This is a genomic window from Microbacterium sp. UBA1097 (assembly GCF_002313585.1).
GTDB lineage: Bacteria > Actinomycetota > Actinomycetes > Actinomycetales > Microbacteriaceae > Microbacterium.
In genome coordinates this window covers 43,458-65,810 of sequence record NZ_DCBW01000060.1, presented here as the reverse complement: position 1 = coordinate 65,810, position 22,353 = coordinate 43,458, and the positions used below count along the sequence as shown (strand labels likewise).

General features: G+C 65.7%; 22 protein-coding genes and 1 tRNA gene. 11 read left to right on the top strand and 12 right to left on the bottom strand.

Annotation, left to right across the window (positions count from 1 at the left end):
- Positions 1–56 precede the first annotated feature (56 nt).
- The 3 genes from B4F19_RS14290 (at position 57) to B4F19_RS14280 (ending at position 3,254) form a co-directional block, all read left to right on the top strand.
- The gene (locus B4F19_RS14290) at positions 57–1,358 is read left to right on the top strand and encodes an ABC transporter ATP-binding protein (protein ID WP_292735827.1); all 1,302 of its coding nucleotides are present in this window, start codon (positions 57–59) and stop codon (positions 1,356–1,358) included.
- The gene (locus B4F19_RS14285) at positions 1,334–2,902 is read left to right on the top strand and encodes a hypothetical protein (RefSeq protein WP_228177135.1); all 1,569 of its coding nucleotides are present in this window, start codon (positions 1,334–1,336) and stop codon (positions 2,900–2,902) included. The genes B4F19_RS14290 and B4F19_RS14285 overlap by 25 nt, the downstream gene beginning before the upstream one ends.
- A gap of 85 nt (positions 2,903–2,987) precedes the next feature.
- The gene (locus B4F19_RS14280; protein WP_228177136.1) at positions 2,988–3,254 is read left to right on the top strand and encodes a DUF3039 domain-containing protein; all 267 of its coding nucleotides are present in this window, start codon (positions 2,988–2,990) and stop codon (positions 3,252–3,254) included.
- A gap of 18 nt (positions 3,255–3,272) precedes the next feature.
- Here B4F19_RS14280 and B4F19_RS14275 read toward each other — a convergent pair whose 3' ends face one another.
- Complete coding sequence (locus B4F19_RS14275; RefSeq protein WP_292735824.1) at positions 3,273–4,601, bottom strand: nicotinate phosphoribosyltransferase; 1,329 nt, start codon at positions 4,599–4,601, stop codon at positions 3,273–3,275.
- 92 nt (positions 4,602–4,693) lie between these two features.
- Between B4F19_RS14275 and murI the strand changes: the two genes are divergently transcribed.
- Genes murI through B4F19_RS14260 form a run of 3 tightly spaced genes read left to right on the top strand, consistent with a single transcriptional unit; the run spans position 4,694 to position 6,935 of the window.
- Positions 4,694–5,512: a glutamate racemase gene (gene murI, locus B4F19_RS14270; protein WP_228177138.1), complete on the top strand. Its 819-nt coding sequence runs from the start codon at positions 4,694–4,696 to the stop codon at positions 5,510–5,512.
- A gap of 60 nt (positions 5,513–5,572) precedes the next feature.
- A complete protein-coding gene (rph, locus tag B4F19_RS14265; RefSeq protein ID WP_228177139.1) occupies positions 5,573–6,313 on the top strand; it encodes a ribonuclease PH in 741 nt (246 codons plus the stop codon).
- Between the two features lie 4 nt (positions 6,314–6,317).
- The gene (locus tag B4F19_RS14260) at positions 6,318–6,935 is read left to right on the top strand and encodes a non-canonical purine NTP pyrophosphatase (protein WP_292728833.1); all 618 of its coding nucleotides are present in this window, start codon (positions 6,318–6,320) and stop codon (positions 6,933–6,935) included.
- Between the two features lie 135 nt (positions 6,936–7,070).
- Here B4F19_RS14260 and B4F19_RS14255 read toward each other — a convergent pair whose 3' ends face one another.
- Entirely contained in the window at positions 7,071–7,658 is a 588-nt protein-coding gene (locus tag B4F19_RS14255) for a hypothetical protein (RefSeq protein WP_292735821.1), read from the bottom strand.
- 92 nt (positions 7,659–7,750) lie between these two features.
- Entirely contained in the window at positions 7,751–8,173 is a 423-nt protein-coding gene (locus B4F19_RS14250; protein WP_292735818.1) for a hypothetical protein, read from the bottom strand.
- A gap of 58 nt (positions 8,174–8,231) precedes the next feature.
- On the opposite strand from B4F19_RS14250, the gene B4F19_RS14245 reads away from it, so the two are divergent.
- Positions 8,232–8,462 carry a helix-turn-helix transcriptional regulator gene (locus tag B4F19_RS14245; RefSeq protein ID WP_292735816.1) on the top strand — a complete coding sequence of 77 codons (231 nt, stop codon included), beginning with the start codon at positions 8,232–8,234 and terminating at the stop codon, positions 8,460–8,462.
- Between the two features lie 105 nt (positions 8,463–8,567).
- On the opposite strand, the gene B4F19_RS14240 is transcribed toward B4F19_RS14245, so the two are convergent.
- Positions 8,568–9,506, bottom strand: a complete 939-nt coding sequence (locus tag B4F19_RS14240; RefSeq protein ID WP_292735813.1) for a toll/interleukin-1 receptor domain-containing protein — start codon at positions 9,504–9,506, stop codon at positions 8,568–8,570.
- Positions 9,507–9,593: 87 nt separating this feature from the next.
- Between B4F19_RS14240 and B4F19_RS14235 the strand changes: the two genes are divergently transcribed.
- Complete coding sequence (locus tag B4F19_RS14235) at positions 9,594–10,961, top strand: Fic family protein (RefSeq protein ID WP_292735810.1); 1,368 nt, start codon at positions 9,594–9,596, stop codon at positions 10,959–10,961.
- Between the two features lie 3 nt (positions 10,962–10,964).
- Here B4F19_RS14235 and B4F19_RS14230 read toward each other — a convergent pair whose 3' ends face one another.
- From B4F19_RS14230 to B4F19_RS14215, 5 genes are all read right to left on the bottom strand, one after another.
- Positions 10,965–11,900: a tyrosine-type recombinase/integrase gene (locus B4F19_RS14230; RefSeq protein WP_292735808.1), complete on the bottom strand. Its 936-nt coding sequence runs from the start codon at positions 11,898–11,900 to the stop codon at positions 10,965–10,967.
- A 54-nt stretch (positions 11,901–11,954) separates the two neighbouring features.
- The gene (locus tag B4F19_RS15930) at positions 11,955–12,212 is read right to left on the bottom strand and encodes a WhiB family transcriptional regulator (RefSeq protein WP_366767789.1); all 258 of its coding nucleotides are present in this window, start codon (positions 12,210–12,212) and stop codon (positions 11,955–11,957) included.
- A gap of 601 nt (positions 12,213–12,813) precedes the next feature.
- Positions 12,814–13,344: a hypothetical protein gene (locus tag B4F19_RS14225; RefSeq protein WP_292735805.1), complete on the bottom strand. Its 531-nt coding sequence runs from the start codon at positions 13,342–13,344 to the stop codon at positions 12,814–12,816.
- On the bottom strand, positions 13,341–13,853 hold the full coding sequence (locus tag B4F19_RS14220) for a hypothetical protein (RefSeq protein ID WP_292735803.1): 513 nt from the start codon (positions 13,851–13,853) through the stop codon (positions 13,341–13,343). Before B4F19_RS14220 ends, B4F19_RS14225 begins: the two co-directional genes overlap by 4 nt.
- A gap of 1,492 nt (positions 13,854–15,345) precedes the next feature.
- A complete protein-coding gene (locus tag B4F19_RS14215; RefSeq protein ID WP_292735800.1) occupies positions 15,346–16,428 on the bottom strand; it encodes a tyrosine-type recombinase/integrase in 1,083 nt (360 codons plus the stop codon).
- 200 nt (positions 16,429–16,628) lie between these two features.
- Between B4F19_RS14215 and B4F19_RS14210 the strand changes: the two genes are divergently transcribed.
- The gene (locus B4F19_RS14210) at positions 16,629–17,543 is read left to right on the top strand and encodes a cation diffusion facilitator family transporter (protein ID WP_292728824.1); all 915 of its coding nucleotides are present in this window, start codon (positions 16,629–16,631) and stop codon (positions 17,541–17,543) included.
- On the opposite strand, the gene B4F19_RS14205 is transcribed toward B4F19_RS14210, so the two are convergent.
- The gene (locus B4F19_RS14205) at positions 17,540–19,978 is read right to left on the bottom strand and encodes an ATP-dependent DNA ligase (protein ID WP_292735797.1); all 2,439 of its coding nucleotides are present in this window, start codon (positions 19,976–19,978) and stop codon (positions 17,540–17,542) included. The two genes, B4F19_RS14210 and B4F19_RS14205, sit on opposite strands and share 4 nt — an antisense overlap.
- A gap of 76 nt (positions 19,979–20,054) precedes the next feature.
- Between B4F19_RS14205 and B4F19_RS14200 the strand changes: the two genes are divergently transcribed.
- Complete coding sequence (locus tag B4F19_RS14200) at positions 20,055–20,879, top strand: Ku protein (protein WP_292735794.1); 825 nt, start codon at positions 20,055–20,057, stop codon at positions 20,877–20,879.
- A gap of 14 nt (positions 20,880–20,893) precedes the next feature.
- Here the strand turns inward: B4F19_RS14200 and B4F19_RS14195 are convergent, their stop codons facing one another.
- Entirely contained in the window at positions 20,894–21,640 is a 747-nt protein-coding gene (locus tag B4F19_RS14195; RefSeq protein WP_228177189.1) for a DedA family protein, read from the bottom strand.
- Between the two features lie 49 nt (positions 21,641–21,689).
- Positions 21,690–21,771: transfer RNA gene (locus B4F19_RS14190), tRNA-Leu, on the bottom strand.
- Positions 21,772–21,952: 181 nt separating this feature from the next.
- Here B4F19_RS14190 and B4F19_RS14185 point away from each other — a divergent pair.
- The gene (locus B4F19_RS14185) at positions 21,953–22,348 is read left to right on the top strand and encodes a nuclear transport factor 2 family protein (RefSeq protein ID WP_292735791.1); all 396 of its coding nucleotides are present in this window, start codon (positions 21,953–21,955) and stop codon (positions 22,346–22,348) included.
- Positions 22,349–22,353: the final 5 nt, after the last annotated feature.

The following is a 22,353-nucleotide window of genomic DNA, read 5'->3' as shown; positions in this document are numbered from 1 at the left end:
CTGGCATCGAGTGTCATCGGGGGGCTGAGGCGGAGGTCGATTGATAGTTTGGAGCGGTGACTGAGGCGACGGATCTTCCCGACGAGTCCTCCGGCGAGTCCGGCGAGACCCCGGGGGAGGGATCCGCGAAGAAGCCCGCGTCGCCGCGCGCGCCACGCGCCCCGCGAAAGACCTCCAGTTCACGCGCGCCCGCTTCGAAGACGTCGGGCTCCAGTCCCCGCGCGCCACGGCGCCCTGCGGCGCAGCGACCCGCGACTGCGCGGAAGCGCCCCGCCGCAGCACCGAAGCCCTCTGAGTCGGAGGGCACGCCGCCCCCTGCGCCCGAGGACGCCGCGGTCGATGGCACGCCGGTCGATCCTGCGCTCGAGGCTGCGCTGGAATCCATCGCAGCGAGCGAGACCCGGGATGAGGTCGACCAGATCTCCAGTTCGGACGCCGACGAGGCAGCCCTGGAACAAGACGAGCCTGCCCCAGCAGACGAGCCCGCCCCGGAAGATGACGCTGTGGCGGATGACCCCGTGGATGCTGCCGAGCAGGCAGTAGCCACGATCACCGGGTCGACAGACCTTGTGCCCGTCGAAGCAGACGATGCGGCGCCGGTGCCGGCGCTGGTGCTGCGCGGCATCCGGAAGTCATTCGGAGATCTGCAGGCGCTGGACGGGATCAGCCTCGAGGTCCCCGTCGGCAGCTTCTATGGGATCGTGGGGCCCAACGGGGCGGGGAAAACGACGACCCTGTCGATCATCGCGGGCCTGCTCCGCGCCGATTCGGGCGACATCACGATCGCGGGCGTGGATGCCGCGGCCAAGCCCGTCGCAGCCAAGCGCCTCATGGGTGTGCTTCCTGACCGGTTCCGCACCTTCGACCGGCTGACCGGCCGCCAGCTGCTCTACTACTACGGCGCACTGCGGGGCCTCCCGCCGGCCGAGGTCGAGCGGCGCACCATCGACCTTGCCCGCGCGTTCGATCTGACAGAGTCGCTCGGCCGGGTCGTGTCGGATTACTCGGCGGGCATGTCCAAGAAGATCATGCTCGCCGGTGCTCTCATCCACTCGCCCCGCGTCCTGGTGCTCGACGAACCGTTCGAAGCCGTCGATCCGGTCTCGAGCGCGGCGATTCTCGACATCTTGCAGGCGTACGTCGCGCACGGCGGGACAGTGATCCTCTCCAGCCACGGGATGGAGCTCGTCGAGCGGGTGTGCTCGCGCGTCGCCGTGATCGTCGCCGGTTCCCTGGTGGCAGAGGGCACGATCGACGAGGTGCGTGGCGAGGCCAGCTTGGAAGAGCGGTTCGTCGAACTCGTCGGCGGGGCGGGCGAGCTGGAGGGCCTCGAGTGGTTGCACACGTTCTCCGACTGAGGATCGCGCTGCTGCTGGGTGCTTTCCGGGGAGATCCGCAGAAGGTCACGCGAGGAATCGTCGGTGCGCTGCTGTTGCTGGCGGCGACGGTTGCCGCCTGCTGGTCGCTGCTGCGCGTACAAGAGTCCTCGACCGCAGCTGTCGGGGCCATCACCATCTTCTGCGGTGCGACCCTCACGCTCGCCTTCGCCGTGGCGCCCATCGTTTCCGCGGTGACCGATCCGCTCGATCCGCGTCGATTCCGTGTCTTCGCCCTGGCTCCCGAGCCTCTCGCGGGAGCGCTCGCGCTCGCGGGGCTGTTCAGCGTCCCCGTCCTGGGCCTGGCCGCCCTCGCGGTGTGTGCGGCTGTTGTCTGGGTCGCCGCCGGAGCCACCGTCGGTGCGGCGATCATCGCCGTTGTGATTGGGGTGGCGACGTGCGTACTGTTTGCCCGCGTCGCGCTCGGGGTTGCCGGCATCATCTTCGGTGATCGCCGCTCGCGAGAACTTTCCGGCCTTCTTCTGGTCGCGGTACTGGTCATCGTCGTCCCGGTGGGCGTCTTCCTGGCGTCCCTCGATTGGCGCGGCACCGTTCCTGGCCCGTTGCAGCAGGTCGTCGACATCCTGAGCTTCACTCCCATCGGCGCTGCGTGGGCGTTCCCACTGTTGTTCACGCGGGGCGACGCATCCGGCGTTCTCGCCCTGATCATCGCTCTGGCAACCGTTGTCGCGCTGGGGTTTGCGTGGCTCGCGCTAGTGCGTCACTTCCTCTCGAGCATCGAAAAGCCCCTGACCACGCGCGAGCGGGGCGGACTCGGTTGGTTCAGCGTCGTCCCGGGGACCCCCGGGGGAGCCGTCGCAGCTCGGAGCCTGGTGTATTGGCTGCGCGACAGGCGCTACCTCGTGAACACACTCGTGATCCCCGTCGCAGCGGTGGCCACTGTCGTGCCGCTCCTGATCGCGGGGGTCCCCGCGAACGTCGCGGCGCTCGTGCCGATCCTGTTCGTCGCGCTCTTCTTCGGCTGGTTGCCCCACAACGATCTCGCGTACGACTCGACGGCGATCTGGATGCATGTAGCGAGCGGCCTGCGGGGCTTGCCCGACCGCGTCGGGCGCCTCGTTCCGATCCTGGTCATCGCCATCCCCGTGCTGGCCATCGGCATCCCGATCTCTGTCGCCCTCCATGGGCGATGGGCGATCGCGCCGGCGATCGTCGGCGTGTGCGCGTCGCTGTTCTTCTCGGGGCTCGGCCTGTCGAGTATCGCCTCGGCGGCGTCGCCTTACCCCGTCACACCTCCGGGCGAGAGCCCGTTCCAGCAGCCGCAGCGCACCGGGTCGAGTGGAGCTGTGCCCCAAGCCCTCGTGATGATCGGCGCGCTCGCCGTGTCAGCACCGAGCCTGTGGTGGACCTGGCTCGCGCTCACGCGCACGATCGAGGCTGCCTCGCTTGCCCTGTGGGTGGGGGTTGCTACCGGTCTTGTCGTGCTCGTGTTGGGCGTCGCCATCGGGGCAGCGGTCTTTACCCGACGAACCGGGCGGATCATGGAGTTCGCCGAGGCATCCTGACGGCTCTTCTGAACGGCTGTTCCTGCGGCATTCGAGCCGCGAGAACCCGAGCCGCGGCCGGATGCCCGGACTACACTGACTGTCCATGAGCACTCCGCTGGACAGCCCCGACCAGGGCGGACTTGCGACCCTCGATCGCGAGCTCGAAGAGCTCCTTCGCGAAGAGACCGTCGAACCCGGGGACCACGAGCGGTTCTCGCACTACGTCAAGAAGGACAAGATCCTCGAGTCGGCTCTGACCGGCAAGCCGGTCAAGGCGCTCTGCGGCAAAAAGTGGACCCCCGGGCGCGACCCCGAGAAGTTTCCGGTGTGCCCGACGTGCAAAGAGATCTACGAGCGGATGAAGAACTGAGCCCACCCGCTCACGCAGTCAGCCCGTCTGGTAGGCGGTCTCGAGGGCGGGCTCCGAGCGGCTGAGCGCGAGAGCCGTCAGAGGGAGTTCGGCCCGTACGCGTGCGTGGTGTTCACGGGCGGCGCTGACTCCGCCGGGTCCCTCGGCTGCTGCATCGATCTCGCCGTGGGCGACGAGCGGAACCTGCAGGGCGCGGGCGTTCGACGGCGGCGTCGGCGTTTCGGTGTGCTCGAAGCCTTCGGTGACGACGATGAGTTCCTCGCGGGCGATTCCGTGCTCGAGGATTCGGAAAGCCGTCTTCCGCCCGCCCAGCGACGCCTTGGCGGTCGAGGTCTTCGCCACCGGGATCCACGCACCGCCGGCATCCTGGCGTGCCACGAGCTTGTAGACCAGGCCCGCCGTCGGCGAGCCCGAACCGGTGGCCAGCGCCGTACCGACGCCGTACGCGTCCACCGGGGATGCCGCCAGCGCGGCGATCGCAAACTCGTCAAGGTCGCTTGTGACGGTGATGCGCGTGTCGTGAGCACCCAGGGAATCGAGTTGCCGCCGGACCTGCGCCGCGACGATCGGAAGGTCCCCCGAATCGATCCGTACCCCGCCCAGCCCCGTTCCGGCGACCCTGATCGCTGTGTCCACGCCCGTCTCGATGTCGTACGTATCGATGAGAAGTGTGGTCTGGTCGCCGAGGGCCCGCAGTTGCGCCGCGAACGCGTCGGCTTCGGTGTCGTGGAGCAGCGTCCAGCTGTGCGCTGCAGTACCCATGGTCGGGATGCCCCACCGGTGCCCGGCCTCCAGATTGCTCGTCGCGCCGAATCCCGCAATGAATGCCGCCCGCGCGGCAGCGACGGCCGACCATTCGCCGGTGCGCCGTGAGCCCATCTCGGCGAGGGGCCGGTCACCGGCGGCGATGCTCATGCGTGCCGCCGCGGCAGCTACCGCGGAGTCGTAGTTCAGGACGCTCAGGGCAAGGGTCTCCAGAATGACCGCCTCAGCAAAGGTGCCCTCGATCGTCAGCAACGGCGACCCCGGGAAGTACAGCTCGCCCTCCCGGTACCCGTGAATCGACCCCGTGAAGCGGTACTCCTCGAGAAAGCGCAGGGTCTGGGCATCCACGACCCGCTCGTCGCGCAGGAAACGCAGCTCGTCGTCGCCGAACCGGAAGTCGCGCAACAGGCTCAGCAGCCGCCCAGTGCCCGCCACGACGCCGAACCGGCGGCCGCCGGGCAGGCGTCGCGCGAAGACGTCGAACACGCAGCGGCGCGAGGCGGTGCCGTCGTGGAGGGCCGCATCGAGCATCGTCAGTTCGTACCGGTCGGTGAGCAGTGCCGTGCTGACGGATGCTGTCATGCGCGTCAGCCTAGTGAAGCGGCCGCCGCGGCATCCATCCCACTCCGCCGCCCGGCGGCTGGGAGACGAGCGCTGGCGTAGGCTGGTGCACCGTGAACAACGCGCCGATCGGGATCTTCGACTCCGGTGTCGGCGGGCTCACCGTGGCACGGGCCATCTCCGATCAGCTGCCTCGCGAGTCGCTGCTATACATCGGTGACACTGCCCATTCGCCCTACGGACCCAAGCCCATCGCCGATGTGCGTCGGTACTCGCTCGAGGTGCTCGACACCCTCGTCGCGCAGGGCGTGAAGATGCTCGTGATCGCCTGCAACACCGCGTCCGCCGCGGTACTGCGCGATGCGCGCGAACGCTACGACGTCCCCGTCGTCGAGGTGATCGGGCCTGCCGTCCGGACGGCGATGTCGACGACCCGGTCGGGGCGGATCGGGGTCATCGGCACCAGCGGCACGATCGGCTCGCGCGCGTACCAAGACATGCTCGAGGTAAATGACCGCCTCACGGTGTTCGCGCAGGCGTGTCCGCGCTTCGTCGAGTTCGTCGAGGCTGGCGAAACCGACACGCCCGAGGTGCTGGCCGTCGCCGAGGAATACCTTGCGCCGCTGCGGCACTCCGGCGTCGACACGCTCGTGCTCGGTTGCACGCACTACCCGTTCCTGAAGGGTGCCATCAGCTATGTGATGGGACCGGATGTCTCACTCGTCTCCAGCGACACCGAGACGGCCAACGACGTGTACCGGCAGCTCGTGAGTCGGGATCTGTTGGCGGCAACGGATGCTGCTGCAACCCACACGTACGAAGCAACCGGTGATTCGGCTGACGAGTTCGTGCGCCTTGCCCACCGGCTCATGGGCCGCGAGGTGCGAGACGTGCGCCTCGTGCAGACCGGAGCCATCGACCTGCGGCCCTGACCTGCCGCACTGACCGCCGCTTCGCCCGACGCGGAGCACCGACCCGGAAAGAGAACCCGCATGAGCGAGATCACCCGCGCTGACGGTCGCACCATCGACCAGTTGCGTCCTGTCACGATCGAACGAGGCTGGTCCGCCCAGGCAGAGGGATCAGCGCTGATCAGCTTCGGCGGAACCCGCGTGCTGTGCACGGCATCCTTCACCAACGGTGTGCCGCGCTGGCTCACCGGCAAGGGCAAGGGCTGGGTTACCGCCGAGTACGCGATGCTGCCTCGGGCCACCAACGATCGCAACGACCGCGAAAGCGTCAAGGGCAAGATCGGTGGCCGCACACACGAGATCTCTCGCCTGATCGGCCGGGCGCTGCGGGCAGTGGTCGATACGAAGGCGCTCGGTGAGAACACGATCGTGATCGACTGCGACGTGCTGCAGGCCGACGGAGGAACCCGAACCGCCGCCATCACGGGGGCCTACGTGGCGCTCGCCGATGCCATCGAATGGGGGCGGCGCAAGAAGTTCATCGGTCAGAAATCGCAGGTGCTGCTCGACTCGGTGGCTGCCGTCTCGGTCGGCATCATCGACGGTGAGCCGATGCTCGACCTGGCCTACGTCGAGGACGTCCGCGCCGAGACCGACATGAACGTCGTGGTGACGGGGCGCGGGTTGTTCGTCGAGGTGCAGGGCACTGCCGAGGGTGCGCCCTTCGACAAGCGGGAGCTCGATGCGCTTCTCGAGCTGGGGCTGTCAGGCTGCGCGACCCTGCGTGACATTCAGACCGACACCCTCGCTTCGGGTGAGTGACCGGATGCCGCAGCAGATCGTCCTGGCAACCCACAATCCCCACAAGGTCGCCGAGTTCGGCCGGATCGTCGCGGCGACCCGCCCCGACCTGCACGTCATCGGCTACGACGGACCCGAGCCCGTCGAGGATGGCGTCAACTTCGCCGAGAACGCCCTGATCAAGGCGCGGGCAGCTGCCCGCCACACCGGGCTTGCAGCGCTCGCCGATGACTCCGGCATTGCCGTCAGCGTGATGGGCGGCGCGCCGGGGATTTTCTCGGCGTACTGGGCGGGCCACAAGAAGGATGCCGTCGCGAACATGCGTCTGCTGCTGGATCAGCTCTCCGACATCGCGGACCCGCACCGGAAGGCATCCTTCGTGTCGACCATCGCGCTGGTCGTCCCCGAACCGGGGTCGACCGCCTTCGCCATGGAGCATGTGGTGGAGGGGCGCTGGCACGGGCGCCTTGCCACCGAACCGCGCGGCGACGGCGGGTTCGGTTACGACCCGATCTTCATCCCCGACGGCCAGGAAGCGGGCGCGGAGCGCACGGTAGGCCAGTGGAGCCCCGAGGAGAAGACCGCAGCGTCGCACCGCGCCCAAGCGTTCATCGCCCTCGCGCCGCTGTTGTCGGCGCTCTGACACACGTCCCGGAAGCGAGAATCAGACTCGTTCCCGGTTTTCGCCGGGAGAGCCTGATCTTTCAAGAAAATGGGGCGGCTTCCTCGTCGCTTAGGCTACCTCGTGTCCATGGAGTTGGACACGAAATGGACACGGTCAGCTAGTTGGCGGGCGTGCACTCGCCGTACGTCCACACGCCGGACACAACTGCATGATTTCGTCGTCCACGATGGTGGCTCCGTACACGGTGCCGTCGTCTGGACACCGGTAGCGCTCCGGGTAGGGCGGCTGCCGACGCCTCAGGATTGTCACCAGTCGATCTGCAATGCCGCCTATGTGCTGGTAGTCCGATACCACCTTCTCGATTTGGTCATAGCTGAGGGTCCCGTAATCGACGTGCCGCTCTCCCTTCCCGAGAGCGCGCTTCATGACCATGACGTGATCGTCCTGCCACAGCCAGACGCCATGCACGAGAAGGTTTCTCCAGCCGTTCAGGCTTTCCAGGTAGTCGGCCATCTTCTCGGTGAGATCCCCCGGAATGGGCATCGACCGCACCGCGCGCACAAGGCGGTCTCCGCTGGCTGCCCAATCTGGCGTGGACTCGGCGAGGTGGTCGGCGTCCGGGGTTGCGAGCACAACTGCTTCCCCGAGGATGTCATCGAGCCAGGTGGCGTAGAAGACGACGCGACCGAGCAATGCGGCGACAGCATCGGGAAGAGGTATCCAGTCGTTGGGCTCGGCCACGAATCGACCGTAGCCGACGCGCTCGCCGCACAAAGGCTCCGGAATCGTTGAGGCGGCCCGTGCGGGCGAAGCGCTCGGGCGGCAGACGGGGATCAGATGCCCAGATCAGCCGAACACGCACGTAGAGCCCCTGCCCAGTCATCGAGGAATTCGGTCGCTTTGTCGCCGTAGATCAGATCTCCAAGCGACGGCCAATCCTCAGTGAGGGCGAGGATGCGATCGCGTACAGTGCCTTCGGCAAGGAGACCGATGCGGTCTACCTCCGCACCGAAGTCGCTCCATTGGGCCTGCGTCATTGTTCCAGCCATGATCGCCGGTTCTAGCTGCTCGGAGAGTTCCGTGAATGCGTAGCAGACGGGTGCGTTTGGGTCCAGGCTCACCTGGGCGGTGGGCGTAGGGGAGGACGTTGTAGGCGCCTGACCCTCCACGTCGCGCAGTTGAACCACGCCGCACCCCGTGAGCGATATCGAGCCGACGATAGCGATGGAAATGCTGGCCGTTGCGTAGCGTTTCATGAATCTCCCACAGTGCACAGCTGTGCACTGTGCTTTGGGGATCACTTTAGTGGAGTAGATGGCTGTGTCCACAGCCGATCCCGACCTCTCGCGTCTTCCAGCAAACATGAAGCGGCTTCGCGCGGAACGCGGGCTCACGTACGAGCAACTGGCCGAGGCCTCCGGGCTCAGCCGACGAGGTGTCATCTCGCTCGAAAGGGCGGAACGGATGGGCACGGTGGCCACGTGGGTGCGCATTGCTCGTGCCCTCGGGGTGAGCGCGAGCGAGTTCTTCTCGGTGTTGGACTGAGCGCGGGTAAGAGGCACGCGCACTGCAAGGCAGGACGCGCATTGCGGGTCGCGAGCTGAGGCATCGCTCCGAGAGCGTCGTCCCACAGCCTTCACTGATGTGCGGCTAGAACGGGGTATCGTCTGAGTTCCATGTCGTCGGCTGGGGCTCGAACTGCTCGACCAGCTCTGCTATTAGTTCGGGGAGACGACGCTCGGCGACCTTCGCTTCATAGACTTGACGATTGGTTTGGACGGCGAACTTGAGTCGATCTAGGCTTTCCTGCTCCCATTGCTCCTGCCGCTGAATCCTTGGCCAGAGGTTACGGGAGTTCTCGAAGTTGGGCGAGGTCACCATTGCTTCCGCCAGAGCGCGACGCACAAGCTCGGGTGGTTTGACTGAGCGCACGGCGGCACGAAACACTTCCTGTGCCGCGCGCCACTCGCCCGTTCCCTTGCTTGGGTCGAGTTGAATATCTTGCACCTCCTCCATGAATCCATCGATGCCACGCTCGAAATCCAGAGTCCGTCGGATGGTCGCGACGGGGATTCCTCTTCCGAGAGCCCAGCCCACCTCCTGGTCGCACCACTGACTCTTATGGAAGTCCTCGTGAAGAACTGCAACGAGCATGTGGCACGAGCGGAGCCCTGCCTTGATGACTTCGCGCCACTGCCTTGAAGGCGTGATGTCTTTGTGCGCCACGAAGGCGGTCGTCCCGTACTTCGCGAGCACATCCCGGAGGCTTGCGACCCACTCGGCGTCCTCCCATTTGTGCGAGAGGAAGACTCGCAGCGGCTGGTCGCCCCAGGGGTCATCATCGACTGAGACTGAGACCGGCGCCTGGTCGCGTCCGACGAGAAAGTCATGCAGAGCATGCAGACTCTCGTCATCAAGTTCTCCGATAGTCCACCGCAGCCAGGCCTTCCTGGTACTCGGCTCGCTCGTATAGCTGCCGCCGAGGTCCGCTCCGAACTGGTGAAGAACAATTGCAGCGTCGTCGTCGAGCCTCGGAAGCAAAGCGTCTGCCGACGCGGTAATCAGGGGAATGCGCTCGCCTGGTTTCATGCAGACAGTCTGCAGCTGCGGGGTGAGTGGGCGCCGTCAGCACGCCGATCTGCGCTTACCGACTGCCGTTCCAATACTGTCATCCTCATGAGCGCACTTGCCCGCGGCAACTTTTATAGGCCGATACCAGACTTCATTGACTGGTTCGACGGCATCTTCGACTCCAGTGTCGCGGATCGGTACGCAGACCTGCTGGCCGCTTCGAGGTCCGGCGCCACAGAACAGCAACTCTCGGCGGCGCTCGATGTCGCCACGCGATACGCGGCAGTTGATACTGGCGCTATCGAGGGTCTGTACACCGTAGATAGAGGATTCACCCGAACTATCGCGACGCAAGCGGCAGCATGGGAGGCAACGCTCGAACAAAAGGGCGCCCGGGCCGTGGGAGCCATCAACGACGCACTAGGGGCGTACGAGTATGTGCTCGACGCATCGACGCGAGCGGTTGAGATCTCAGAGGTCTGGATTCGCGAACTACACTCGATCATCTGCAAGTCTCAGGACACATACACCGTCTACACGGAGATCGGTGCGCAAGAACGGCCCCTGCCCCTTGGCGAGTACAAAAGCATGCCGAACAGTCCGACTAATCGCGCGACGGGCGAGATTCATCAATATGCACCAGTTCTCGAAACAGCCCCCGAGATGCACAGGCTGGTGGAACAGCTTCGCTCGGAGAGCTTCCTAGCCGCCCACCCGGTCTTGCAGGCCGCGTATGCACACTACGCATACGTGTGCATCCACCCCTTTCCCGACGGCAACGGACGCGTCGCACGAGCGCTTGCGAGCGTCTACCTCTATCGCCAGCCGGGAGTGCCGCTTGTCGTCTTTGCTGACCAGCGAAATGCCTACCTTGATGCTTTGGAGAAGGCGGACGATGGCGACCCTGCCGACTTCGTAACTTTCATCGAAGCCCGTGTGCTCGACGCGGTCGGGATAGTTCGGAGTCACTTGCAGCGCGCGGGCATAACCATGGACTCGTCCGTGCGGCGCATATCCGCTTTCTTCGGAGGAACGGGTATCTCGGAGGAGACTCTGGCCGCTGCTGCCCGCCTGCGTAAGGCCATTGCCGACGGCACCAACTCATTCTTGGCGAGTCTCGACCTTCCAGCACAGCTGGTGCGCGGCGTCGTGTCGAGTGTTCATCCTGGTCCTCGGCCCAGTGCGCCCGAGGGATACAGGTCTATCGGCAAGAACGGGGAGTTCGCCCTTCACGCGTCCGCGTCGTGGCCCATGAAGTTCCAGATCTACCGCGGGATGCAGATCTTCGTCCGTGATCCTGGGCATACTGGGCCGGACTTCGTATGCGTGCCTTCGCGGGGCGGCGAGGCATTGGAAGTCTGGCATCGGGAGCTTGCCCCGACGGTCAGTGAGACGCTGCGCTTGAAGCTCGAACCGTGGGTGGAGTATCAAGCAGGCCTACTGCTGGCGGAGGTGGAGTCGAAAGTCAGTTAGGCCTCAGCTCAGTACGTTGGCCAGGGTGTAGGCGGAGGACTTCTCCAGGCGGCGACGAGCGCGGTCATAGCGGCGCGTCGTGCGGGGGTCGGCGTGGCCCATCGAGTCCTGGAGGTCGTGCAGGGTGACGCCGTTGTCCAGGGCGAGCGTGCCGTGCGTGTGGCGGAGCGAGTGGGGCGAGATCGAGCCCTCAATGCCCGCGCGACGAGCGAGTCGCTGCACGGTGCGGAAGGCCTCGGATGCCGCCCAGGCCTTGCCGGTGCGGGTCGTGAAGATGAGCGGGTTCGCGCTCGCCGCGTCGGTCGTGACGAGCTGCGTCCCCTCTGCTGCGGACTGGCCCAGGTAGGTGCCCAGGGCGTCCACGACGAGCGGCGGAAGGGCGAGCTTGGCCACCATGCCGCCCTTGCGACGGATGACGAGCACGCGGTGCCCAGTGTCGTGCTGGAGATCATCGACGCGGGCGTTCAGCACCTCAGCCAGGCGTGCGCCGGTCACGAGGAGGAGCGACACGAGCGCGAGAGAGCGGGGGTCGTCCTCGCGAGCTGCGTCGAGGAGGTCGTGCGCCTGCTGCTGCGTCATGCCGTTGGTAGCGGAGTGGTCGGGGTCCACCTTGGGCCGGGTGACGAGCTGCGCGGGGTTCGCGACGATCACGTTCTCGGCCAGGGCGTAACGGTAGAACGACGAGATCGCGGCGAGCTTGCGCGCGACCGTGCTCAGAGCGCTCCCGGTGTCGGTCAGCCAGTTGCGCCACCAGTCGAGGTGTCGGCGCTCCACGGTGAGGGCGTCGAGGTCGCGGGCGTCGAGGAACGCGAACCACTCCACGAGGTCACGGCGATAGGCCCGCTGCGTGTTGGTCGAGGGGAGGGACATGAGCCACGAACCGCCCAGGTCCCCGTGACGCTCGGCGTTGGATGTGGGATAGGTCGCGAGGTCGCTCATAAGCACATGATAACTGACATTATCGTGTGTATGAAACAGCCCGTCGAAGGTGACTCAGACGGCGAGATCCTCGGCTTCAGTGAGGTACTTGCCGCGCCATCTGCCAGCCCAGAATCCGGCGATGCGGAACCCAAGCGATACGGCGTAGTCCTGACACTGAGGCCGGATCGGACAGTCTGTGCAGATGGTCACGAGATCGGCTGTCTGTGCGCCGCCTCGACCGTCCCCGATGAAACGGTCGTCACCTCGGCATGCTGGCTCGGAAGACGCGAGCGCCCTCTGGAGATGACTCCAGGCGGTCTCGGCATTCATCTCGTCGTCCGGGGTCGCGGGGGAGGGAGGACCGCTCCTGGCTTATCTGGGGCCGGGAGCGGCCCGGTGCCGACGATGAAGGGAGATCGACGGCGGGGACCCGCGCCGGGATGCCCTGAAGAGGAAAGCAGGAGACAGACGTCCCGGCGCGGGGGTAGCTAGGTCTGGGCTGGTGGACGGTTGGCGCCGAAGTGCATCGAGGCGATGCGCGACCTGAGGCTCGCGGGGATGCTCAGCTCGCCGGTCGAGACGAAGCAGTGCAAACGTGCCTGATGGAGGACGTATGCGATCTGACTGCCGCAGGTGTACGCGACCCCGGCGTTCTTTGGGATGTTGTACTCAGTGCCTCCCACGGTGATGCGCTGAGGCCCGGAGATCGTCGGCTCAGGGAGGAGGCGGGGGTGCCCAGCTGCTAGCTTCTGACAGTCGGAAGCCCTGTCGAGAGTAGGGCTCACGGGGGCTCCATGTCCGGCGGAAGTGGTCATGCTGCTGCCACCTGTCGGATGCCGTGATGTCCGAGGTGGCGCCTCAAGATCGCGGGGGCGTCACCGGGGGCTGCGTAGGTGTTTCCGGCGACGGTGACGTGCTGCACGGCCATGGCTCACTCCGCGAGGCTCTGGATCACGTAGCGCCCGTGCAGGGCACGGTTGTGCGCGTCGTCGGCCAGGCGGCGCTGCTGCGAGACGTTGCGGATCTCGGTCGAGGTCGAGGTGGTCGGGCCGGGGCCGAACTTCCGGCTCACCTCACGCAAGGCCTCGGCGCGCTCGGTCGGGTCGATGATCTGGTGAGCGAGGTCGCGGGCGGCGTTGCGGGCAAGAATCCACTCAGCGTCACCTTGCTTGGTCCAGGCGGGGATGTCGTGCCGACCTCGGAGGATGCGAATCTCACCGAATCTCTCGATCTGCGCATCGGGGCTGTTGATCAGGTGCAGGATGTCCTGCCGGTGCTTGATCGTGTCCTGGGTGACCTTGAGTACGTCGCCTCTCCGGCACACGGTGTTCCCGAAGCCTGGGATGCCCCAGGGAAGGCTCAGCCCGGCATGGGTGACGGTCACCTCGTCTCCGACGTGCCAGGGTTCGGCGTCGTCTGCGAGGATCTCGACATCTTCTTCAGAGGTGGTCGGCTCGTTCATTGGTGCTTCTCCAGAATCTTCTCGTCGGTGTCGGGTGCGTGGTCAGAATCTTCTTCGCGGAATGCGGCTGCGAGATCATGTGCCCCGACAGCCTCAGCGGCGATAGCCAAAGGTTCAGCCTGTTGTGGGTAGGTCGCTACGAAGTGCTCGATGCTTCGTGAGAGGTCGAGTGCTTGTCGCCGGATGTCGTTGGCCTTGCGGATATCGGTGGCGATCTTCTCGCTGTCCACTCCGAAGTTCTGGAGGCTGTTGGCTGCGCGAACAGCTGCGTCCCCGATTAGGGCTCCGGTTCTGAGGTCCCCTCGCTCGTAGGCCACCTTGGAGGCTGCGCGAGCCCTGTCCATGATGCCGACGAGGCGATCCACCAACGACAAGCTGGAGTCGGACTCGATATCAAAGGCCGCCAGGACTACCGCGTGGTTGCGCTGGTGCCGGTAGATCGCAGCGGCGCTGACTTCGTACCGCGCTGCCACGTCGGCTACGCGCTCGCCGTTTGTCAGTTCCCTCATGAGGGCGTCTGCCTCATCGTGACCGCAGACTGAGCACGTCGGTGTGCCGGTGCGCTGACGCTGAATCGTTCCCATATCTAGTTATCTCGGCCTCAAGGCGCCAAATGTGACGCAAAAGTCGAACTTTCGTCAATGCGTCCGCTTTCAGGCGTGGATCTCGGGGCTCTTGGTTAGCACAACCTCGATCAGGTATTGGCCACGTTCCGGGACGGATTAGTCCGCATGAGTGACTCGGTAGGGGATGAGGCCAGGGCGTGCAGGCGGGAAGTAAGACCGTCGCCGCTGAATCGACCGGCGCGAAAGCCCCAGCATGAACATCTGCTGCGCGTTCGTTCCGGCGCCCAGACTGTCGAGAAGGGCCATCTGGGCCAGATCCGAATCTGGCACTTCCGTCTGGGTCTGATCGCGCGGTTCACTCTGCCGCTGGCTCCCTGAGGCGATCCACGAGTGACGGAACCGAGCGTGGGGATTCCGCTGTCTCCAGGCGTCCCACGCCAGGTAGTCCTCAGCCGCGTCGGCATCCCCTCGGGCTGCTCGCTCTAGGAGGTCACGAAGAGAGCCACCACCGCGCCCCAGACGCCGTTTGAGCACGTACTTGATGGCGTCGGGTGTCTCGCTCTCTCCACGGTCGTGAGAGGAGGGCTCCAGGCCGATCTGACGGCAGGCGTCATCCCACAGATCAAGAAGTCGGCGAGCCTCTGCGCGAGCATTCTCACGAGGAATCACCACAACGTGGTCGTGCCAATTCCAGCGGGCATGGACTCGGGTCACCTCGGTCGAGCGGAGATAGCCAAGAGATGTGCGACTGAGGCAGGCCAGTTTCATGAACTGGGTGCGTGCTCGGCTGAGGTCCTCATAGCCCTGATCGAGATCACGTGTTAGCTCGACGGAGAACCTAAGAGAGATGCACTCGGGATGATTCTCGAACTTCGCCAGCATGTCCGCCCGTGCTCTGCGCGCTATGCGCTTGCCGCACAGATGACAGTCAGGCAGGTTACAAGCCCAACCGATGATGCATTCACGAAGTCTCTTCCTAACGCTGTAGATCGCGAGGAAATGACTAACTGAGGGGGGTGTCACACCTGCTGGAGACTCACAAGACGAGTCAACAGTGTGGGTCTCTGGTCCTTCATGGGGGACGCGTATACTTGACATAGGTCAACCAACCTTCTGACGCCCTCGGCTCCTACACCGGGGGCGTCACCCTTTGTGAGCCCCTCTGGGTCGTCTTTCGACGTGATATCGGCCAGGAACCTCGCGATGCTTGGGCAACCTTTGAGTCGAGAATGAAGCTTCGGGCGTCTGTGCGAATGATGAGCGCGACTCCGGTTAGCACATAGGTGCCCACCGGAGTCGCGCTCAGGTCACGAATTCTCAGAGGACTGCATCCAGTCCCCGCACGATCTCAGTCGTAGTAGATCGAGGAGTCTCGCCCTGGGCCGAGGTTGGTTAGCACATCGGGCTCAGCGGCGTTAGCTGCACTGCATCCCGGTTAGCTGTCCTGCTTGGCCTTCACCCAGCGAGGGACCATGGAGGTGGCGGCATGTTGGACGGCACGCTCGTGCGAGGCGTGCTGGTACTTCATCGCGACACGCTCGGAGCGATGGCCCCCAAACTCCATGAGGTCCTTCAGCGTCACGCCAGGCTGTCGGGCGTACGCCGTGAGCGCCGTGTGGCGGATGTCATGGAGGTGCATCGTGGGCAGCTCGGCCTTCTTCCGAATCTCCCGGAAGCGCTTCTCGATGCCATCCACAGACAGCCGCCCCCCGCGCATGTTGCGGAAGATCGGACCCTCCCCATCCGACCCGCGGAAGAGGTCTTCGAGCACGTCCTGCACCCAGGCGGGCATCGCGATGGTGCGGGCGTGCTCGGGGCCTGTCTTCGTCCCGGGCTGGATGCCCCACGGCGTCCAGTGCTTCGTCACCGGGATCGTGTGCTCCAAGAAGTCCAGGTCCTCCCAGTCGAGTGCGACCAACTCACCCACGCGCAAGGCGGTACCTCGGAGGACCGCGACGGCGGCGCGCATCTGCTTCTCCTCGGTGGCCTTGTAGATCTTCTCCACGGCGTCGTCCTCGAAGGTCGGGCGGCCCTTCGAGCCGTTCTCATGCGCTTTCTTCACGCGACACGGGTTCCGCTGGATCAGCTCGTCATCCAGGGCGATCTCGAAGATCTGATGCATGAACCAGTAGAGGGTATGACGCTGGGCCGGGGTAGCGGACAGGGAGTTCCACCAAGCGCGGATCTGCGCGGGCGTGATGTCCTCAACGTTGTGAGCGCCGAAAGTGCGATTGAGGGTTCGCAGGTGGTTGAGCCTCTTGGGGTACACGCTCACCGCGTATCCACCAGGCTCCCCAGGTCGGCGGGTCTGCAGATGTTGCTCTGCGAACAGGTCGAAGCGGGTCTCCGTCTTCTCGGGCTCTTTGGCGAAGGCCTTCTCGATCATCGCGGCCAGCTCTAGAGCGGCCTTCTTCTGCACCTTCCGGGCGCTCGTGTCGGTGGTGCTGTGACGCTTGCCGTCCGGGCCGGTGTAGCGCTGCCGCCACTGTCCACTGGGCAGCTGGGTGGGCTTCTCCATGTCTCGTTCTCCTTCTTTCAAGGTGTGTTACGCCTTGAAGAAGCCGCCCGAACAAGTTTCGTTTTGGCCGTAAGTTTGGACACGCGTGTCCATCGCGCCGACTGTGCCCTACTCCCGCCTAGCGACCATGAATCTCAGACTCGTTCCCGATTGGGCGCAGAGCGCCGCCGCGGGCTTCTCTCGCCCCTACGCTGGGTGCCGTGCATGATCACGCTCCCGGCATCCGTGGCGCGAGCAACCGTCGCCTCCTGACTGCCTCGCTCACGATCACCTCCGTCGTTCTGGTCGTCCAGGTTGTCGGTGCGTTCCTGAGCGGCTCGCTCGCTTTGCTGGCCGATTCCGTCCACATGCTCACGGACACCGCGGCCCTCGTGATCGCGCTCATCGCGAGCATCGTCGCGGCTCGGCCGGCTACCGACCGGCAGACCTACGGCTACCAACGGGCCGAGGTTTTCGGCGCCTTGATCAACGCCGTCCTGCTGATCGGCCTGTCAGCGTGGATCGTCGTCGAGGCGATCCAGCGCCTGCTCGACCCGGGTGAGGCCGAGGTGCGCGGCGGCATCATGCTGATCGTCGCGATCGTCGGACTTCTTGCCAACGCCGCGGCGATGTGGCTGCTTTCTGCCGCGCAACGTACGAGCATCAATGTCCGCGGCGCCTACCTCGAGGTCCTCGGCGATCTGCTGGGTTCGGCGCTGGTCATCGTCGCAGCGATCGTCGTGCTGCTGACGGGGTGGCAGGCAGCGGATGCCGTTGCGTCGCTGCTGATCGCGGCTCTCATCGTGCCGCGCGCAGTCGGGTTGCTCCGCGAAGTGTTCCACGTCCTGTCGGAGTCGGCGCCGAAAGGAACGCACGTTGCCGACATTCGGGAACACATCCTCTCGACAGATGACGTCGTGGCCGTGCATGACATCCACGTGTGGCAGCTCACCCGCGGAGCTCCCGTCTTCACCGCTCACGTCGTCATCGATCCCCATGCCATCGCCGCTGGACGCTCGGGCGAAATCCTCTCGCGCCTGCAGACATGCCTTGCCTCACACTTCGACGTCGAGCACTCAACCTTCCAGCTCGAGCCCGCCGGCCACGTCGATTCGGGCGACGCCACTCACGCCTAGGACGTGCCCTCCCGGACGACGGTGTCGGGGGAGCGGTCGGGCCGCAGCCCGCGCCAGCGAGCGTGACGCAAGATGCCGCCGGGCGTGAACTCGGCGAACTCGACCTCGCCGACCAGCTCCGGCTTCACCCAGATCGCATCGCGCGCGTCGGCCGCCGGTACGTCGGCGAAAGGGTTCTCGTCAATTCCGAGAGGGGCGAGCAGGCGCGCCAGAGTCGCAAGCGCGGCATCCGTGAAGCCTGTTCCTACGCGCCCCGCATACTGCAGACCGCTTTCACCCGGGATGCCCACCAGAAGCGATCCGATGGCACCGGACCTGCCCCCCTGCCCGGGACGGATGCCGCCGATGACGACATCCTGGGTGCGGGTGAGCTTGATCTTGAGCCAGTCGGGCGAGCGCTCGCCGGGCCGGTAGCGCGAGCCGGGGTTCTTGACGACGACGCCCTCGAGGTCTGCCCCGCGCGCGGCGTCGAGCGTCGCATCCAGATCGTCGAACACCGGTGGGACCGTGACGCGCTCGCCCGCGCCGTCGGCAAGACGCTCCAGCAGGGCGCGTCGATCGCGCAACGACAGCGCCGTGGCATCCTGCCCGTCGATCTGGAGCAGGTCGAACAGGTAGTACTTCACCGGCGTGCGCGCGGCCTCGCGCACGATCTCGGCAGAATTCGCGAGGTTCATTCGCTTCTGCAGCAGCGCAAAGCTCGGCCTACCGTTCTCGTCCAGAGCGACGATTTCGCCGTCGACCACGCACGGCGCCTCGCCCAGCGCGGCATCCTGCAGGTCCGGATAGGTCGCCGTCATGTCGTTGCCGCTGCGGGCGCGGAGCGTGAGGGTGGTCCCGTCCCAGATCCCGACTGCGCGGATGCCGTCCCATTTCATCTCCACCCAGGGCTCCCCGCCCCAGCGGCTGATTGCGCCGGCGGCAAGCCCCGGCGTCGACATGGTGGCCAGCATCGGGGCGGTGCCCGCGGCGTTGCCGGCGTCTTCTCGCGCCGGACGCGCCTGAGCGCGGGACCGGCCAGTGGATCCGACCGAGCGCCGCGAACCTGCCTGACCGGCGGCTGCGTCCTTCATCCGGTGGAGGAGCCACTGCGACTTCTCGCCGTCGCCCGCGGTGCGGATGAGCGCGAACCGCACGTCATCCATCGCCCCACCCGGGGCGCCGTGGGCGCGGAAGATGACCTCGTCGGCGCGCCATTTCTCGGTCTCATACGTGCCCGTGTCCCACACCGTCATGGTTCCGGCGCCGTACTCGCCCTGGGGGATCGTGCCGTGAAAAGTCAGGTATTCGATCGGGTGATCCTCGGTCATCACCGCGAGGTTGTTGCGGTCGGGTGACTCGGGGATCCCGCGCGGGACCGCCCAACTGACCAACACTCCGTCCCGCTCCAGACGCAGGTCGAAGTGCAGCCGCGAGGCGTGATGTTCCTGCACGACGAAGCGCGGCGGATCACCGTCGCCGCGGGCGGCCGGCCGGGATCCGGCATCCGGAACCGGCTCCGGCGTTCTCGCAGCATCGCGCTTCTCGCGGTAGCGGTCCAAGGCGGCCGGCGTCGAGGTGCCGAAGAAGGGTGCGATCCCCGCGGCTGCGCGCTCGAGAACCTCCGAGAACAGCAGGTGGCGCAGTTGCGGATCTTCCAGTTCGTCCCAGGTTCGGGGAGCCGCGACGGTCGGATGCTCACGTCCTCGCAGCGAGTACGGGCTGATCGTGGTCTTCTTGCCGTTGTTCTGACTCCAGTCCAAGAAGACTTTTCCCGCACGCACCGCCTTGGACATCGAACTCACGACGAGATCCGGATGATCAGCCTCGAGCGCCCGCGCCAACTCCCGCGCCAGGTTCGAGGCGGCTTCGCTCGTGAGCGTCCCGGGAAGCGGCGCATAGAGATGGATCCCCTTGCTGCCGCTGGTGACAGGGATGCTCTCGAGCGACATCCCGCGCAGGATCTCTCGCACGAGCCGCGCAACCTCGGCGCACTCGGCCAGCCCGATACCGGGTCCCGGATCGAGGTCCAGGACCAGCCGATCCGGGTTCGCAGGGGAGCCGTCCGGCCCAAAACGCCATTGTGGAACGTGGAGTTCGAGGCTCGCAACCTGCCCGAGCCACACGAGCGCCGCCTGCGAATCGATGAGCGGGTAGGTCTTCGTGCCCGAGGAGTGCTCGATCGGCATCCGGGGGAGCCACTCGGGCGCGCCGCGCTCGAGGTCTTTCGTGAAGAACGACATGCCCGGATGCTCCGCATCGCCCACACCGTCGGGCCAGCGCTTTCTGGTTACGGGTCGTCCCGCGAGAAGCGGCAGGATCGCGGGGGCGATGCGGCTGTAGTAATCGATGACCTCGCCCTTGGTCGTACCGGTTGCCGGATACAGCACCTTGTCGAGATTGGTCAGGCGCAGCCGGTGCCCCTGCACCTGCACAGTCTGCTCCCGACCCGCCATGGGCCCAGGCTAGCCCGCGGTGCCTGAGACGGGTCGGATGCTGGCACCGGGCGCCGCGAACGTGTGTACTGGTGTGATGAGGTCCATCTGGAAAGGCGCGTTGACATTCGGACTGGTCAACGTCCCGGTGAAGGTCTATGCCGCGACCGAGGACCACGATGTGTCGCTGCATCAGGTCCATGCCGCCGACGGGGGCCGCATCCGCTATCAGCGCGTGTGCGAACTCGACGGCGAAGTCGTGCCGTACAGCGAGATCGACCGGGCCTACGACGACGGCGAGAAGACCGTCATCCTCACGAAAGAGGATTTCGCGGCGCTTCCTTCCGAGCGCAGCCGCGAGATCGAGGTCGTCGAGTTCGTGCCGACCGAGCAGGTGGATGTCTTGACGCTCGACAAGGCGTACTACCTCGAACCCGACTCCGAGTCGCCGAAAGCGTATGTGCTGTTGCGCAAGACGCTGGAGCAGACGGATCGCACCGCGATCGTGCGGTTCTCGTTGCGTCAGAAGACGCGCCTGGCGGCGCTGCGGGTGCGCGGCGATGTCCTCGTGCTGCAGACACTGTTGTGGGCAGACGAGGTGCGGGAGGCTGCCTTCCCGTCGCTCAGCGAGTCAGTGAAGATCTCCGACAAGGAACTCGAGCTGTCGGCATCCCTCGTCGAGAGCTTCTCGGGCGACTTCGACCCCGCCGACTTCGTCGACGAATACCAGCACGAGTTGCGGACCCTCATCGACGCCAAGCTCGAGAAGGGCGACGCGATCGACACTGCCGAAACGTTCGGCGAGCAGCCGGAGGAGCAGGGCGGCGAGGTCATCGACCTCATGGAGGCGCTGCGCGCGAGCGTCGAGCGCTCACGCGCCGCCCGCGAGAGTGGCTCGGGCAAGCAGAAGAAGTCCGGCTGAGCGGAGGCCGAGTCTTACTGGGAGTCCTCGGGGCGGTTGTCGAACACCTCGGGCTCCAGAGCCAGTTCGCGCGCTTCGGCGGCATCCGTCTCGAGCTTCTCGCCTGACGCGGCTTCTTTGCGAGACTTCCACTTCTCGCTGAAGTAGTGGTACGCCACCACCAGGGCGGTACCACCGACGGCGACCAGCAAGATGATGTCGATGTATTCCGTGACGAGGTCACGCACCCACGGGATGTACGCGATGAGGTAGCCCACCATGGTGAGTCCGAAGCCCCACAGCAGCGCGCCGATGAGGTTGTAGAGCGTGTATCTGCGCCACGGCATGTGTCCTACCCCTGCGGCGACGGGAGCGAAGGTGCGCACGATCGGGACGAAACGGGCGAGGATCACGGTGATCCCGCCGAAACGTTCGAAGAACGCATTGGTTCGCTCGACGTTGCGCTTACTGAAGATCCCGGATTCCTTGCGTTCGAAGACCGCAGGTCCGCCCTTGTGTCCGATGTAGTAGCCGACCTCCCCACCGATGAACGCGGCGAGGGCGATCAGCGAGCACACGACCCAGATGTTGACGCCGAACACGTCGTTGGTGTGGGTCAGCAATCCCGAGATGATGAGCAGAGTGTCGCCGGGGAAGAGGAACCCGACGAGCAGCCCCGTTTCGGCGAAGATGATCAGGCAGACCACCAGCAGGGCCCACGGGCCGGCCGCGGAAATGATCGTCTCGGGGTCGAGCCAGGGGATGAGAGCCAGTGGGTGCACGTGCGTTCCGTCGGTGTCGGCGGTCAAGGGCGCGGCAGGATGCCTCGCGTGCGGAAGGTGGGACTTGAACCCACACGCCCGAAGGCACAGGAACCTAAATCCTGCGTGTCTGCCAATTTCACCACTCCCGCTGGTGCGATCAGTCTACTGACGCAGGTTTGGCGATCTCGACGCACGATTCCGGTGCGGAGCTTCCGCGCCGAGGCTGTCGCGTGGCCCGGCGACCTCCTGCACTTGCGCCGACCGTTCCAGCGCGACAGGGTGTGCAGTGATACTGCACCGTGAGGTATGGAGTGGCGAAAGGGGAAGATCGTGACGACCGAGCAGGTCCAGAGGTGGCTGGATGACTACCGGAAGGCGTGGGAGACGCGAGACGCGGATGCCGCGGCTGCGCTGTTCACGGAAGATGCGACATACCGAGAGCAGCCCTACGAGGAGCCGTATCGCGGCCGCGAGGGGGTGCATCGCTATTGGTCGAGTGTGACGGCGACGCAATCCGACATTCGCTTCCGGGTGGGGAAAGCCGTGGTGACCGGCACTCACGCGGCCGCAGAATGGTGGGTCACGCTTCGCAACGAGGGTGCGGAGGTGACGCTCGCGGGGGAGTTCTTCTTGGAGTTCGACGACGCTGGGCTCGTTCATCACCTGCGCGAGTATTGGCACTTTGCGCCCGGACTCCTCGAGCCGCCCACAGGCTGGGGGCTGTGACTCAC